General features: G+C 63.5%; 13 protein-coding genes and 1 pseudogene. 3 read left to right on the top strand and 11 right to left on the bottom strand.

Translation table 11 applies throughout. The features are described 5' to 3' along the window. Positions 1–33: 33 nt before the first annotated feature. The 7 genes from IVB05_RS14910 to IVB05_RS14880 all read right to left on the bottom strand — a co-directional run bounded on the left by IVB05_RS14910 (position 34) and on the right by IVB05_RS14880 (position 7,891). Entirely contained in the window at positions 34–1,104 is a 1,071-nt protein-coding gene (locus IVB05_RS14910) for an alcohol dehydrogenase (RefSeq protein WP_247785102.1), read from the bottom strand. Between the two features lie 106 nt (positions 1,105–1,210). Then, positions 1,211–2,188, bottom strand: coding sequence for an oligopeptide/dipeptide ABC transporter ATP-binding protein (locus tag IVB05_RS14905; RefSeq protein WP_247786697.1), 978 nt, complete (start codon positions 2,186–2,188; stop codon positions 1,211–1,213). Beyond that, positions 2,188–3,183 carry an ABC transporter ATP-binding protein gene (locus IVB05_RS14900; RefSeq protein WP_247785101.1) on the bottom strand — a complete coding sequence of 332 codons (996 nt, stop codon included), beginning with the start codon at positions 3,181–3,183 and terminating at the stop codon, positions 2,188–2,190. The genes IVB05_RS14905 and IVB05_RS14900 overlap by 1 nt, the downstream gene beginning before the upstream one ends. Continuing rightward, entirely contained in the window at positions 3,180–4,052 is an 873-nt protein-coding gene (locus IVB05_RS14895; RefSeq protein WP_247785100.1) for an ABC transporter permease, read from the bottom strand. Before IVB05_RS14895 ends, IVB05_RS14900 begins: the two co-directional genes overlap by 4 nt. After that, positions 4,039–4,989: an ABC transporter permease gene (locus tag IVB05_RS14890; RefSeq protein WP_247785099.1), complete on the bottom strand. Its 951-nt coding sequence runs from the start codon at positions 4,987–4,989 to the stop codon at positions 4,039–4,041. The genes IVB05_RS14895 and IVB05_RS14890 overlap by 14 nt, the downstream gene beginning before the upstream one ends. Before the next feature lie 6 nt (positions 4,990–4,995). After that, a complete protein-coding gene (locus IVB05_RS14885; RefSeq protein WP_247785098.1) occupies positions 4,996–6,537 on the bottom strand; it encodes an ABC transporter substrate-binding protein in 1,542 nt (513 codons plus the stop codon). A 148-nt stretch (positions 6,538–6,685) separates the two neighbouring features. Continuing rightward, positions 6,686–7,891 (bottom strand): CoA transferase, encoded by a 1,206-nt coding sequence (locus IVB05_RS14880; RefSeq protein ID WP_247785097.1) that lies wholly within the window; start codon positions 7,889–7,891, stop codon positions 6,686–6,688. A 186-nt stretch (positions 7,892–8,077) separates the two neighbouring features. On the opposite strand from IVB05_RS14880, the gene glgA reads away from it, so the two are divergent. Further along, positions 8,078–9,505, top strand: coding sequence for a glycogen synthase GlgA (glgA, locus tag IVB05_RS14875; RefSeq protein WP_247785096.1), 1,428 nt, complete (start codon positions 8,078–8,080; stop codon positions 9,503–9,505). Between the two features lie 7 nt (positions 9,506–9,512). Here the strand turns inward: glgA and IVB05_RS14870 are convergent, their stop codons facing one another. Beyond that, positions 9,513–10,676: a patatin-like phospholipase family protein gene (locus IVB05_RS14870; protein WP_247785095.1), complete on the bottom strand. Its 1,164-nt coding sequence runs from the start codon at positions 10,674–10,676 to the stop codon at positions 9,513–9,515. Between the two features lie 27 nt (positions 10,677–10,703). Then, positions 10,704–11,528: a 3-hydroxybutyrate dehydrogenase gene (locus tag IVB05_RS14865; protein WP_247785094.1), complete on the bottom strand. Its 825-nt coding sequence runs from the start codon at positions 11,526–11,528 to the stop codon at positions 10,704–10,706. 185 nt (positions 11,529–11,713) lie between these two features. Between IVB05_RS14865 and IVB05_RS14860 the strand changes: the two genes are divergently transcribed. Both IVB05_RS14860 and IVB05_RS14855 read left to right on the top strand, forming a co-directional pair. Next, a complete protein-coding gene (locus IVB05_RS14860; protein ID WP_247785093.1) occupies positions 11,714–12,616 on the top strand; it encodes a LysR family transcriptional regulator in 903 nt (300 codons plus the stop codon). Between the two features lie 102 nt (positions 12,617–12,718). Further along, a pseudogene (locus IVB05_RS14855) lies at positions 12,719–13,438 on the top strand (DUF899 family protein). A 39-nt stretch (positions 13,439–13,477) separates the two neighbouring features. Here IVB05_RS14855 and IVB05_RS14850 read toward each other — a convergent pair. Continuing rightward, a complete protein-coding gene (locus tag IVB05_RS14850; protein WP_247785092.1) occupies positions 13,478–14,197 on the bottom strand; it encodes a peroxiredoxin-like family protein in 720 nt (239 codons plus the stop codon). A gap of 81 nt (positions 14,198–14,278) precedes the next feature. Next, positions 14,279–14,563, bottom strand: coding sequence for a hypothetical protein (locus IVB05_RS14845; protein WP_247785091.1), 285 nt, complete (start codon positions 14,561–14,563; stop codon positions 14,279–14,281). Between the last annotated feature and the right edge of the window lie 248 nt (positions 14,564–14,811).

Here is a 14,811-nt window from a genome sequence, read left to right as displayed (position 1 = left end):
TAGCGCTCGCAATGACGGTGGCGACGGCGGGACCTACGGCGTCAGCACGGCGCGGCCGACCAGCTTGCCTTTCTGCAAATCGGTCAGCGCTTCGTTCGCTTTCGCGAGCGGCATCGTCGTGACCGGAATCGGTGCGATCATCTTGTTGCGAACGAGATCGAGCAGTTCCTCGGTCTCGCGCAAATTGCCGACATAGCTGCCCTGGATCGTGATCGCCTTGATCGGAATCAGCGGCAAAGCAAAGGTCGCGCCGCCGCCGAACAGGCCGACGATGACGAGCTTGCCGCCCTTGGTCAGGCAATCGAAGCCGAGCTGCGTGGTCTGCGCATTGCCGACGAGATCGATGACGGCGCGAATGGGTCCGCCAGCCGCCTTCGCCAGTTGCTCCAGAGCATCCGGCGCCTTGCCGTCGACGGTGGCGAGCGCACCGGCCGCTTCAGCGGCTTCGCGCTTGCGGGCGTCGATGTCGACGACGATGGCGCCCTTGCCGCCCATCGCCTTCAACAGCGACAGCGCCATCAGGCCGAGCCCGCCCGCCCCGAAGATGACGATCGGCGAGTTGAAGGCGAACTCGACCTTCTTCAGTGCGCTATAGGTGGTGACGCCGGAACAGGCATAGGGCGCCGCGGTGACGGGATCGAGCCCTTTCAGGTTCAACAGGTACTTCGGATTCGGCACCGTCATGTAATCGGCATAGCCGCCATCGCAATAGACGCCGAGCGAATTTGGTTTCACGACGCACATGTTCTCGTCGCCGCCCACGCAGGTCGCGCATTTGCCGCAGCCAAGCCAGGGATAGACCAGAGCGACATCGCCCACCTTGAGATCACCCTTGTCGGCGGCGCTAACATCGGGCCCAAACGCCACCACCTCGCCGACCGTCTCGTGCCCCATCGTGCGCGGCAGCGACACGCCGCGATCCTTCAGCGACAGCGGTTTGCGGCCATGGCCGAGATCATAGCCGCCTTCCCAGATGTGAAGGTCGCTGTGGCAAACGCCGGCAGCCTTGACCTTGATCAGCACCTGCGTGCCCGTGGGCTGCGGCGTCTCCTGATCCACCTCTTTCAGGGGGGCGTTGAACTCGGCGACCTGAAAACTCTTCATCGCTTCTCTCCCGTCGTTCTTGTTCTTGGCACAGGCATTTCTTTCGGGGGCGGACATTGCCACGTCCCACCAAGCGAGACAAACGCAGGCAACCGCCTCCCGGTAGTCAGATCAGCGGGTGATGGCAAGCCGCGAACTGACCCGGTGCCACGGCGCGCAGTTCCGGCATCTCGTCGCTGCATCGCTGATCCGCGCGGGGGCAGCGGGTGCGGAACCGGCAGCCGGACGGCGGCGCGATCGGCGATGGCGGCTCGCCAACCGGCACGGTCTCGGTGGGGCGGACGTCCGGATCAGGCACCGGGATCGCCTCGATCAGCAGCGCGGTATAGGGATGCGCCGGCCGGGCAAAGAGCTGTTCGGAGGGGCCGACCTCGCAGAGCCGGCCGAGATACATCACCGCCACACGGTCGCTCACCGCCTTCACCACGGCGAGGTCGTGCGCGATAAACAATAGCGTCAAGCCGAACCGGCCCTTCATCTCTTCCAGCAAATTGAGGATCTGGGCGCGGATGGAAACATCGAGCGCGGAGACCGGCTCGTCACAGACGATGAACTCCGGATTGAGAATGAGCGCGCGCGCGATGCAGATGCGCTGGCACTGCCCGCCGGAGAATTCATGCGGCAGCCGTCCCACGACCAGGGTCGGGTCGAGCCCGACCGCGGTGAGCACCTCATGGACGAGCCGCTCGCGCTTCTCCGGATCCTTGACGCCTGCAATCACCAGCGGCTCGGCGACGATGTCGCCGATCTTGCGGCGCGGGTTGAGCGAAGCGATCGGGTCCTGGAAGATCAACTGAACGCGCCGGCGCATCAGCCGCAAGGCATCGCCCTGCATCGTCGTGAGATCGTGACCGTCGAACAGCACCCGCCCCGAGGTCGGCCGGCGCAACTGCAACACCGCCCGGCCCAGCGTCGATTTCCCGCAGCCGGATTCGCCGACCAGACCCAGCGTTTCGCCGCGGGCGATCTGCAAGGACACGCCGGACACGGCATGAACGATCTTGGCACCGACGGGATATTCCACGACCAGATCGTCGACGGCGAGCAGCGGTTCGTTTGGAGTGGCTTGCACAGTTTGCAGCATCATGCGCCGGCCTCCGCATGGATCTCGATCGGGTGGAAGCAGGCGTATTGATGTGCGCTCGTCTCTGCCGCCTCGAGCGCGGGTTTCTCGTTCTGGCAGCGGGCCACCGCATAACGGCAGCGCGGCGAGAACGAGCACCCCTGCAGCGGCCGGGTCGGATCGGGCGGACGCCCCGAGATGGCCGGCAACGGTGTATGGGGCGCGGCATCGAGCTTAGGCAACGCCGCCAGCAGCGCCTCGGTGTAGGGCATCCGCATCTTCTTGAACAAGGCGGGCGTCGGCGCGCGCTCGACCACGCGGCCGGCATACATGACGGCGACTTCGTCGGTGCGGCCGGCGACGACGCCGAGGTCGTGGGTGATGATGATCATCGCCATGTGGCGACGGCGCTGCTCACGCGCCAGGAGATCGAGGATCTGCGCCTGGATCGTCACGTCGAGCGCGGTGGTCGGCTCGTCGGCGATCAAGAGCTTTGGCTCGCAGGACAGCGCAATCGCAATCGCCACCCGCTGGCGCATGCCGCCCGAGAGCTGGTGGGGATACTGCGCCAGCCGCTGCTCGGGCGCGGGAATGCCGACCGCCGCGAGCAACTCGATGCTGCGCCTGGTGGCCGTGGCGTCGTCCAGTTCGAGATGCTCCTGCAGCGTCTCGATCAACTGGGTGCCGATCGTGAGCACCGGGTTGAGCGAGGTCATCGGATCCTGGAACACGACCGCCAGCGAGCGCCCGCGCAGCTTGCGCAGTTTCTCCGGTGAGAGCCGCAGCAGGTCCTGCCCGTCGAACATCACGCGGCCGGAGAGCTTTGCCTTCTTCGGCAGCAATTGCAGGATCGCCCGCGACAGCATGGTCTTGCCGCAGCCGGATTCGCCGACGACGCCGAGCGTCTGGCCCGCGCCGACGGTGAGATCGACATGATCCACCGCGCGCAGATTGCCGCGCGGGGTCGGCAGGTCGACCAGGATGTCCTCGACCGAAAGCAACACGTTGTCAGTCACAGCGCGCCCTGCCGTGGATCGGTCAGCGCACGCAAGGTGTCGCCGACCAGATTGAAGGAAAGCACGGTGAAGAACATCGCCGCGGCCGGCAGGAAGGCGAGCCGCGGCGCCACATCGAGACTCTCGCGCCCCTCCCCGATCATGCTGCCCCAGCTCGAAATCGGCGGCGGCACGCCGAGGCCGAGGAAGGACAGCGCGCCTTCGACCACGATGATGACGGCGACGCCGAGCAGGAAGAAGGCAAACAGCGGCAGGATCACGTTCGGCAGCAGCTCGCGCAGCAGGATGCGCGCATGCGAGGCGCCCAGCGCCTGTGCCGCGATGACGAATTCGCGCCGCGACAGCGTCAGCGTCGCCGCCCGCGCCACCCGCATGGAGGCGGGAATGCTCAGCGCGCCCAGGATCAAGGTAAGATTGAAGATCGATTGCCCGACAAAGGCAATCACAGCCAGCACGAGAATGAGCGGCGGAAAGGCCAGCAGCACGTCCATGCTGCCGACGACGATCGTCTCGAACCGGCCGCCGAAGTAACCGGCGAGCATGCCGAGCGCGCCCCCGATGGTGAGGCCGATCACCGGCGCACAGAGGCCGACCACCAGCGATATGCGCGCGCCATGGATCAGCCGCGAGAGTTCGTCGCGGCCGAGCCCGTCGGTTCCAAGCCAATGCGCGGCGGAGAACGCTGCGCGCCGTTCCAGCATGTCCATATCGGTCGGGCTCGGTAGCGGAAGGAAATCGGCGAAGATCGCAACCGCAAACACAAGCACCATCCAGCCGATCGCCGCCCAGAACAGCGGCCCCAGCCTGCGTCCGCGCTTTAGCGGTCGTGCCTGCAGCTCCTCGTCCAGTGTGAGTTCAAGCGTGGCCATGACGAATCCTGGGGTCGAGGACGGCGTAGAGCAGATCGACGATAAAGTTCATGATGACGAAGCCGGCGGCGACCAGAAGCACCACGCCCTGCAGGATGATGAGGTCGCGGGTGCCGATCGCGCTGACCAGAAGCCGGCCGATTCCAGGCAGCGCGAACACCGTCTCGACAATGACGGCGCCACCGATCAGCCGGCCGATGTTGATGCCGGTGATCGTCACCAGCGTCAGCGACGATGGCTTCAGCGCATGCACGAACAGGATGCGCGCCGGCGTCAGGCCTTTGGCTTTTGCAAGCGCGATATAGTCTTCCTGCAAGGTCGCGATCATGTCGGATCGCAGAATGCGCATGATCCCCGGCCATTCGGCCAGCGCGAGCGTCAGGGACGGCAGCACGAAGAAGCGGAGGTTGCCGATCGGGTCCTCGGCGAACGGCACATAGCCGGTCGCCGGCAGCCAGCGCAGCTCGACCGCGAACAGATAGATCAGCAGGATCGCCGAGAGAAAGGTCGGCACCGACAGCATGCCAAAGGCCGTGCCGGTCATGAAGCGGTCGAACGGTCCACCGCTGCGCGCCGCGCAGATGATCGCCAGGGGTACGCCGATCGCGAGAGCGCCGACCTGCGCCAATAGCATCAGTTCGATCGAGACCGGCAGCCGCTCGGCGACCGCCTGCAGCACCGTCTGGCCGGTCCGGAACGAACGGCCGAAATCACCCTGCATCACATTGCCGAGCCAGCTTAGATAACGCCACCAGATCGGCTGATCCAGTCCCATGTCAGCCCGCAGCGCCGCCACGTTCTCCGGCGTCGCCTGGTCACCAAGGATCGTATAGGCGAGATCGCCCGGCAGCAGCGACGCGATGGAGAACGTCAGCAGCGAAACTGCAATCAGCACCGGCACCAGATACAAGAGCCGGCGTGCAACGAAGAACGCCATAAGCGGCTATTCCTTCCAGGCGCGCGATACGTCGATCACCCCGCTATACATTTTGGGCAGTCCCTTCACCTTCGCGCTCGATATCGCGTAGTAGGTGTTCTGGAAGGTCCAGAACCAGATCGCCTCCTTGTTGATCAGCCGGCTGATCGCGCAATAGTCGTCGATGCGCTTATTGGTATCTGCCGTGACACGGGCGTGATCGAGCAGCTTGTCGAGCTCCGGATTGGAGTAGTTGGCAAGCGCCACCGGACTTCCGGTCTTGAAGTTGGAGTACATCTGTATGTCAGGATCAGCCAGATCGACAATTCGCCACGGCGTCAACTGGAACTGGCGCATGAAGGCGCGCGGCGGGATGGTGGCCTGGTCGACCTGCTCAATCTCCATATTGGCGCCGGCCCGCTTCCAGAACTGCTGCAGCACCTGGCCAACCATGCGTCCGCGCGGCGTCGCCGTAACGAGCATCTTGAAATCGACAGGCTTGCCGTAGTCCTTGATCAGCGCCTTGGCCTTCTCAAGGTCTTCGGGAAGAGCACCGTCGTCCTTGCATTTGACCCAGGAGCCGTCGCCATAGGGATTGCTGGCAGGACGGGACAGACCGTTGGTGATCGCCTGCGACATCCTCTTGCGGTCAAGCGCCATTACCAGCGCCTGGCGCACGCGCAGGTCGTCGAATGGCGCGACCTTGGTGTTGAAGGCGTAGACCTGCGCACCGGACCCCTCGTATGTGTGCACCGTCAGCTTGGAATCTTTTTGCGCCTTCTGGATATTGTCGGCGCTGTATTCGTCATCCCAGACCAGGTCGACCTCGCCCGATTGCAGGCTGGCGAAGCGCGATTGCGCATCGGGCAGCGGCTTCAGCGTGATGCGGTCGAAATAGACCTTGTCCTTGTCCCAGTAATCCGGGTTTTTCTCCAGGATCATGCGATCGCCGGCCGTCCAGGATTTCAGAATATAGGGACCGCTGCCGACGGGGTTGCGGTTGTATTCATCGCCCTTGGCCTTCCAGGCCGTCGGGGAGTGAACCGCGCTGTTCTGGCTCGCATAAGAAACCAGCGAAGGCCAGTTCACCTGGGGGTCGTTGAGATGATAGACCAACGTCAGTTCGTCCGGCGCCTGAACGTTGTTGACGTTGGAGATATAGAAGGCGCAGCGGCACTTGTTCGCAGGATCCTTCTGCCGGTCGAAATTGGCCTTGTAGGCTTCGGCATTGAGCGGCGTGCCGTCATGGAACTTGACGCCAGGACGAAGCTTGAAGGTCCACATCTTGAAGTCCTCGGAGGGCTCCCAGGACAGTGCGAGCTTGGGCTGCGGCTTGCCGTTGGCGTCGAGATAGGTGAGCGTATCGAATATCGCGGATGACGCGGTCAGTGCCGCCGTGTCGTACACGCCGACCTTCAGCGGATCGAAACCGGGGATATCGAGTTCGAGGCCGACCGTGATGCTGCCGCCCGGCTTCTGCGCGTTGGCGGGCATTGCCGACAACGCCACACCAAATCCCGCCACAAGAAATATTCGCGCAAGCGCGCCCGAACGGATCGCCGCATTCATGGATATTCCCTCCGATGTGTCATCCGTCCGGTATTCCGGATCGTGATCGCTGCGGTAAGATTGTCTGGAATTTCCGTCGCGGGCAAGGCCGTTCGCAACCCGCGGATGAAACGCCGCAGGTTCATGTTTCGCTATGCGGACCGTGCTGTCAGGCGCGCGCGGTCGCCTGCGCCTTGCCGGCAAAGGCTGCGATTTCATCCTCCGACAAGCCGGTCTCTTTCAGGTAGGCACGTGTGTGCTCGCCGAGCGTCGACATGCGCCTGGCCGCCGACACTTTGGCGCCCGACATGCGGAACGGCAGGTTGAGCACCTTGAACGTGCCGCCGCCGTCCTCGACCTCGGCCAATGCGCCGCGGTGGGCGATCTGCGGATCGCGCAGCGCCTCGGCGACGGTGCGATAGGCCGATGACGGAACGCCGTGCGTATTGAGGGCTACGAGACACTGTTCGGTCGTGACAGTGCGCGACCACGCCTCGACGCCTTCGATCAGGCTCGTCCAGTTTTCCCGCCGATCGGAATATCTCGCAAAGCGCGGATCGCTCACCCATTCGGGGTTACCGATCACCTGCATCAGGCTCTGAAAGGTTTTCTCGCTGGCGATCGCCATCATCACGTAGCCGTCCGTCGTCTCGATCGGGCCGAACATCGGCCGCTGCGTCGGCTTCACTTCGAATTGCGACCATTGCAGTTCGTTCAGCGTCAGGCTCAGCATGGATTCCAGCATCGAGACGTCGATATGCTGGCCCTGCCCAGTTGTCTTGCGCTGATACAGCGCCGCCGAGATCGCGCCGAACGCGTAGACGCCGGTGAGCACGTCGGCGTGGTAGATGCCGCAATAGTCCGGCCGGCTGCGTCCCGGCTGGTAGGCCAGATGCGCCATCTCATAGCCCGAGGCCGCGTGAATCACCGGCGCATAGGCCGGCAGCTCCGCCGACGGCCCGGTCTGGCCGTATCCCGAGATCGAGCAGTATACCAGTTTCGGGTTGAGCTCATGCAGCGCGGCGTAGTCGAGCTTCAATCGCCGCATCACGCCCGGACGGAAATTTTCCACCAGCACGTCCGCGGTCGCGACCAGGCGGCGGACGGCCTCCGCTCCCTCAGGTGACTTCAAATCCAGCACCAGGCTGTTCTTGTCTACGTTGAGCTGGCCGAAGGCGGTCGAGCAATTATTCCGCACCGGCGGGCGGGTCCGCATCGTCTCGCCTTCCTCAGTCTCGATCTTGATAACCTCCGCTCCCATATCGGCGAGCATGCGTGTACAATGGGGGCCGGCAATCGTAGTGGAGAAATCGAGGACCCGCAGGCCTGCGAAGCTGCCTGTCAAATTCCTCTGATCATTGCCGGCTATGGTCATTGCGTGAAACTCCCCGGCCTTTTGCGGCCATTCGTTTTGGTCAGCGGCCGTGACCCTAAATTGTGCAGCGTCGACAGGAAAGTAGTTCGCTCAGGAACGACCGCCCCGAGCGCGCGTTGTAACACGTAAGGAAGTTGGACCCATTCTTGCATCAATAATATTGCGGCAGGTACAAGGACACTTGTCTTGAAGGTCTTGTTCGTCACCACTGAAATGGATGACTTCGTCCGGGTGGGCGGTCTCGCCGCCGTATCCGCCGCCCTACCCCGGGCGCTACGCCGCTGGAGTGACGTCCGGATCATGCTGCCCGGCTATCGGGACATCATCGAACAGTTCACCCACATTGAAATCGTTGGGGAATGCCCCTCTCTGGCGGAGATGCCGGCCTGCTCGCTCGGGCGGGCAGCGACCAAGGATGGTCTGCCGGTTTACGTCCTGCTCTGCCCGCAACTTTACGACCGGCCGGGCAACCCCTATGGCGACGAATCCGGGCGCGACTGGCCGGACAACGACGTCAGATTCGGTCGGTTCGCATCCGCCGCCGCCGAACTTGCCGCGGGCAGCCTGGACAAGAATTGGGCAGCAGACCTGATCCATGCCAACGACTGGCAGGCCGCGCTGGCGCCGGCCTATCTGGCATGGCGAGGTTCAAAGGTTCCCTCGATCCTGACCATTCACAACCTCGCCTATCAGGGGCTGTTCCCGCCGGACTCGCTGCGCCGGATCGGGGCGCCTGAAAGCTCCTTCCACATCGACGGGCTCGAATTCTACGACCATGTCTCGTTCCTCAAGGGCGGCCTCGTCTACGCTTCGCACCTGACCACCGTCAGCGCCACCTATGCGAAGGAAATCACGACGCGCGAGCTCGGCTGCGGGCTTGAAGGCCTGCTGCAGCGTCGCTCGAACGCGGCGCAACTGACCGGCATCCTGAACGGCATCGACGAAAGCTGGGATCCCAGCGCCTGCGCGCATCTGGCGCAGACCTTCGCCCCCGGCGATTGGGAGGGCAAGCAGGCGAATGCCGATTACGTCCGCAAGCAGTTCGGCCTGGCGCTGTCGCGCGGTCCGCTGTTCGGCCTTGTCGCCCGCCTGGTGCACCAGAAGGGCGTCGACCTCGTCCTGTCCGCCGCCGACGAAATCATCGAGGCGGGCGGGCAGATCGTGGTGACCGGCAGCGGCGAGGCTCAGATCGAACAGGCGCTGGTCAACGCGCATCGCCGCAGGCCGGATGCGATCGGCGTCGTCATCGGCTTCAACGACGCCCAGGCGCGCCGAATTTTTGCCGGCAGCGATTTCACGCTGATGCCGTCGCGGTTCGAACCGTGCGGCTTGAGCCAGATGTATGCGCAGCGGTTCGGATCGCTGCCGATCGGCCACCAGACCGGCGGGCTGGCGGAAACCATCAAGGACGGCGAGACTGGTTTCCTGTTTCCGAAGCCGTCGGCGGAGTCCTTCCTCGGCGGTGTCAGGCGCGCGTTCGATGCGTTCCGCGCCAAGGACCGCCTCGACGCGATGCGGCGCAGCGCGATGGCGCGGTCATTTAGCTGGGATCTCTCGGCCGCCTGCTACAGCGCGCTGTATCGCAAGACGATCGCGCCTTCCATCCTCGCGTGACTTGCGACTATTCCGCCGCCTCCGGCATGACTTCCATCTCCGCGTGCAGGATGACGCCGGAGAGCGGATCGAACTCGCCGACCCAGGGCTTCTTTTCGAGCACCGACCTGGTGTGGCGGTAACCGGCATCCCACCGCTGCATGATTCCGGACGGGCTGAAATCGATGTCCTTGGTGTGGTCCTCGCGGCGGAGCTGCGGGGCGAGCAGCCGCACGACATGCATCCGGGTCGGGCAGCCATAACCGGTGAGCTCTCTCACCGCCGCGCTGTTACGCTCGGCCTCCGGTAGGCGCGCGGCAAGCTGGTTGATGACATGGCGCAGGCGATGCGCCTGCTGCTGCCGCGCAATGTGGCTGGCGATGCGGCTCGAATACTGCACGTCCTTGTGGCGATTGAGCACCTCCGCCATCGTGGTCGGCTCGGCACCGGAGGGATTCCACAGATGCACCGCGAAGATCAGCGAATTCTTGCGCGGATTGTCGTCGAACACGGCCTCTGTCGGCGTGTTCGATAATATGCCGCCGTCCCAATAGAGCTCGCCGTCGATACGGATCGCCGGAAAGGCCGGCGGCAGCGCGCCTGACGCCATGATGTGCCTAACGCCAAGTTCGCCATCGCGGCTGTCGAAATAGCGCATCTGGCTGGTGCGGACATGGGCGGCACCGACCGTCAGGCGCGGCGTGCATTGATTGACCAGATTGAAATCAACCAGTTCCGTCAGCGTCCGCTCCAGCGGCGAGGTCGAGTAGTAGCCGGCGTTGTCGGCGCCGAGCGGGTAGCTGTCGCCGGCATGGGCCAGCGGGTTGGGCCGGAAGAAACCGGGAATGCCGTTGGTCACCGTCGACCAGTAAGAGAGCTTTTCGTTGAAGCCCGGAAAGACGTCGCGAAAACTCCAGATCGGATTCTGCTCCATCTTCTTCCAGAATTCGCGCAGGCGCGACAGCCGGTTCTGCGGCGCATTGCCGGCGATCAGGCTGGCGTTGATGGCGCCGATCGAGGTGCCGATGATCCAATCCGGTTCGATGCCGGCTTCATGCAGCGCCTGATAGACACCGGCCTGATAAGAGCCGAGCGCGCCGCCGCCCTGCAGCACCAGCACGACCTGGCCCGGCTCGGACTTGGCCAGCGATCTCAAGTTCGGCGAAGAACCGGCGTCCTGAACATCTTTCATAATACGCTCCCTGGGGTGTTCGTGGCGCTAGTGTGCAGTCCAGCCGCCATCGACCGGCAAAGCCGTGCCGGTGATCGATGCTGCCGCGTCGCTGGCGAGAAAAACCGTCAGCGCGCCCAATTCCTCGACGCTCGCAAAATGCTTGTTGGGCTGCTGCGCCAGCAGAACGTCGTGGATGACCTTTTCGCGGGAAATGCCGTGCGCCCTGGCCTGGCTGTCGATCTGCGCCTCGACCAGCGGCGTATAGACGTAGCCCGGGCAGATCGCATTGCAGGTGATGCCGTCCTCGGCGGTCTCCAGCGCGGTTACCTTGGTCAGGCCGACGATGCCGTGCTTGGCCGCGACATAGGCCGCCTTGAAAGGCGAGCCGACCAATCCATGCGCGGAGGCAATGTTGATGATCCGCCCGAATTTGTTCTGACGCATCGCCGGCAACGCCAGCCGCGTGGTGTGAAACGCCGACGACAGGTTGATCGACAGGATCGCATTCCATTTCTCGACCGGAAACTGATCGAGCGGCGCGACATGCTGGATACCGGCATTGTTGACCAGAATATCCAGCCGCCCGTGACTGGCGACGGTCGCCGCGATCATCTCGGCGATCGCATCACTGCTGGTCATGTCGGCCGCGGAATAGCTGACCTCGACACCGAAATCGGCGGCGATCTGATCCCGGATTTTGGCGATTTCGGCCGCGGCGCCAAGGCCGTTCAGCACCACCGCCGAGCCGGCTTCCGCCAGCGTGCGGGCAATCCCGAGGCCGATGCCGCTGGTCGAACCCGTGACAAGCGAGACCTTGCCGGCCAGCGGCCGCACAGCCGCAGCACCTTGTGTTTTGAGCTGGATATTCATGGCCGTCCTTTCGGGTGGGGATTTCGCGCCTTACGCTGACCATCTCCGCCCCACCCTGCCCGGCCGCCCTCACTCAAGGAAATGCCGTCTGGCTTCCGAAACCATACGCTGGCGCTATTGCGGTTATGGTGTCATCGGACGCCGCGATCGGGTACGTTTTGCGCACCACAGACCAGGGCACGACCATGGAGATGCATCAGGTTCGCTACTTCCTCGCGGTTGCGCGTGTGCTCAACTTCACGCGCGCCGCCGACGAGTGCAACGTCACGCAACCGTCGCTGACGCGAGCCATCAAGCAACTGGAAGCCGAACTCGGCGGCGACCTGTTTCGCCGCGAGCGACCCGCGGCGCAGTTGACCGAACTCGGCCAGCGCATGCATCCGCTGCTCAAGCAGTGCTACGAGGCGGCGACAGGCGCGCGCGAACTTGCCTCATCCTTCAAGAGTGGCGAAGTCGGCGCGCTCCGGATCGCGCTGACCCATTCCGTCGACCTGTCGCTCTTGATTCCGCATCTCGACCAGATCAAGCGAATGTTCAACCGCCTGGAGTTCCGCTTTCTGCGCGGCAACGCCCGCGAAGTCGCGGAATTTCTGAAGAAGGGCGAAGCCGAGCTCGGCATTGCCGCCGAGATCAGCGAGGAGTGGGAGCGGCTCGACACCTGGCCGCTGTTCACGGAAAACTTCCAGCTCGTCGTCAACAAGAACCACCCGCTGGCAGGCCGCGATAAGATCGATTTCGTCGATCTTCGCGCCGAGCAATTGCTGTCGCGAAACTATTGCGAGCATGGCGCGCGGGTGAACTCTTCGCTTCGCGAGCACGGTCTCGATGTGGATCGCTGCCACGAGATCGCTTCTGAACGCGATTTGATCGAACTGCTGGAAGCCGATATCGGCGTCGCCGTGGTGCCCGATACCGCGTCGATTCCGCCGACGCTGACGCGTGCCGTCGTCGAAGGGCTGGACGCGCGGCGAACCGTGAACCTTTACGGCGTCGCCGGGCGCGAACGGACCGCCGTGGCATCTGCCGTGATGCGAATGCTGCGCGGCGCCGACTGGCAGCAATTCATCGGCAAGACCGCAAGCGCCTGAGGATCAACCCGCTAACCGACCTCATCATAATGTGGGGGGAACTCTGGTTTCCGGGGCGAGTTTAGTCTCGAACAGGTTCCTAAAGCGTCTGAGAGGACAGCCATGGAACATATCCAATACCCCAATGAAAGCGCCGAATACCGCGCCGCCCGGAACGCGCTTCTGGATGACGAGATTGCGCTGCGGGCACAGATTGAGGCCGTTGCAGCGAAGCGTCGCGCGCTGCCGCTCGGCGGTGAGGTACCCGAGGATTATGTCTTCGAGCGGATCGGCAAGACCAGCATGCCGGAGAAAGTGAAGATGTCCGACCTGTTCGGTCCACACGACACGCTCATTCTGTACAGCTTCATGTACGGCCCCGAACGCGAATTGCCGTGTCCAGGCTGTACCCATTTGCTCGATGGGATAGACGGCGCCGCGAGACATACAGGCGAACGCGCTGCGCTCCACATCGTCGCCAAATCACCAATCGCGCGTCTCGCCGCCTGGGCACACGAACGTGGCTGGGAACACCTCTCGCTACTTTCGACCGCAGGCAATAGCTACGACGCGGACTACTTTGGTGACACGTCTAAATTTTCCAAGGGAATGCGCACGCAACATCGCGTTCCGGACGGCGACAACTGGGACGAAACAATATTCAACGTCTTCAGAAAGTAGAACGGGGCGGTCAGGCACTTCTGGGGTTCAGAGATGAGCTTTGCCCCACCCGCTCCCAACCAGCATCATCGCGCTGGTGATCTCGCCGACCCGCTCTGGGGTCTTCTCGACATGACACCTGAAGGCCGGGGCGAATTCTTTCCAAAGGTGAACTACGATTAAACCACGCTCGACGGCGCGCCACAGAGCCACGTCGCCGCGCTATCGCTCTTCGCTGGCGCTTTTCAGCGCAGCGATCAGGTCGTCGATCTCCATGCGCTTCCGAAAATCGGGATCGACGAAGCGGGCCTTCACCAATCCGTCGCGGCCGACCACGAAGGTCGCCGGGATCGGCAGCACCCAGCCGTCATTGCCCTGGAAGCTCGCCATGTCCTGGTATGACAGCAGCCGCTGGATCTCGCTGCCGAGCCAGATTGCAAGATTGAGCGACAGCGCGTAGCCATTATCGAGGTCGGTCAGCACCGGAAATGGCGCCTCCGCCTCGGACTTGAATTTCTCGGCATAAGCCTGCGTCTCCGGCATGATCGCAACCGTTTGCGCGCCGAGGGCCTTGATCCGGTCCTGGGCCTGGATCACCGCCCGCACATTCAGCCGGCAATAAGGGCACCAGTGGCCGCGATAGAACATCACCGCTACCGGGCCGCGGTCGGTCAGCGATTTCAGGCTGACCAGCCGGCCGGTCTCATCCGGCAGCAGGAACGACGGCATCACTTCGCCCGGCCGCGGCGCATTTTCGCCGCCGCCGTTCTCATTGAGCCGCGCCACCAGCCGGTCGACCGCCTCGCCATAGGCCGGAAAGAACTCCCGGCCCGCCGCGGCGTAGGCCTCGAGCTGCTCGCGCAAGGTACCTTCCATGTCACGGCATTGCTGGAACGCCTGCTTGAGGCACTCGGCATTGGCTGATGATAGCGTTGTCGTCATGGCGGGCTCCGGCATCTCAGTATTATTTTCCGGTCCGGGCCGCCCCGCAAGGGCGGCCCGATCACTTCAGCACCAAAAGGCTCAGGGCAGATAGAAGTTGCCGGTCGGGTCGAGCATGCCCGAGGTCGAATAGAGCTGGCCCTTGTCCATGAAGAAGACGGTATTGCTCGGCACCTTCTTGGCGTTCTTCATCATCGCATCGTGGTTCTTGGGCGTCGCCGCCATGGCCATCGCCGACATTTTGCCGGGGCCGGCATACATGTAGGCCATGCCCGGATTGAATTCCCAGGGAACTTGCGAGAAGGCGGACGTCGCAACAGCCGCGAAGGCCGCGGCGGCAATCAAGGTCTTGGAAAAGGCGGTCATGAGAGATTCCTCTGGCTCGATGGTCACGCCCGCCAATCGGGCGCTGGCCTATCAGAGGATGGGTCGGCCCGCCTGAGAAATGCCGTTGCACAATCGGTTCGATAGCCGGGACGTATTGAGCGCCAGCCGATGGCCGACGAAGCACATGCTCGGCCCCAGCTGAGCCGCACATAGCGCCGCGCTATGGAGTCGAGAGCCAACCGGCATTTCCTCCGATGCGCGATTTCAATAATTGTTCTGATGTAGCC

This window comes from Bradyrhizobium sp. 170 (assembly GCF_023101085.1).
Classification (GTDB): domain Bacteria; phylum Pseudomonadota; class Alphaproteobacteria; order Rhizobiales; family Xanthobacteraceae; genus Bradyrhizobium.
This window is presented reverse-complemented; position numbering and strand designations above follow the sequence as displayed.

Coding starts and splice junctions, on each gene's coding strand:
- IVB05_RS14845 (WP_247785091.1), bottom strand. CDS start 14,563: ATGACCGCCTTTTCCAAGACCTTGATTGCCGCCGCGGCCTTCGCGGCT.
- IVB05_RS14860 (WP_247785093.1), top strand. CDS start 11,714: ATGGAGATGCATCAGGTTCGCTACTTCCTCGCGGTTGCGCGTGTGCTC.
- IVB05_RS14850 (WP_247785092.1), bottom strand. CDS start 14,197: ATGACGACAACGCTATCATCAGCCAATGCCGAGTGCCTCAAGCAGGCG.
- IVB05_RS14895 (WP_247785100.1), bottom strand. CDS start 4,052: ATGGCCACGCTTGAACTCACACTGGACGAGGAGCTGCAGGCACGACCG.
- IVB05_RS14865 (WP_247785094.1), bottom strand. CDS start 11,528: ATGAATATCCAGCTCAAAACACAAGGTGCTGCGGCTGTGCGGCCGCTG.
- IVB05_RS14885 (WP_247785098.1), bottom strand. CDS start 6,537: ATGAATGCGGCGATCCGTTCGGGCGCGCTTGCGCGAATATTTCTTGTG.
- IVB05_RS14910 (WP_247785102.1), bottom strand. CDS start 1,104: ATGAAGAGTTTTCAGGTCGCCGAGTTCAACGCCCCCCTGAAAGAGGTG.
- IVB05_RS14905 (WP_247786697.1), bottom strand. CDS start 2,188: ATGCTGCAAACTGTGCAAGCCACTCCAAACGAACCGCTGCTCGCCGTC.
- IVB05_RS14890 (WP_247785099.1), bottom strand. CDS start 4,989: ATGGCGTTCTTCGTTGCACGCCGGCTCTTGTATCTGGTGCCGGTGCTG.
- IVB05_RS14880 (WP_247785097.1), bottom strand. CDS start 7,891: ATGACCATAGCCGGCAATGATCAGAGGAATTTGACAGGCAGCTTCGCA.
- IVB05_RS14870 (WP_247785095.1), bottom strand. CDS start 10,676: ATGAAAGATGTTCAGGACGCCGGTTCTTCGCCGAACTTGAGATCGCTG.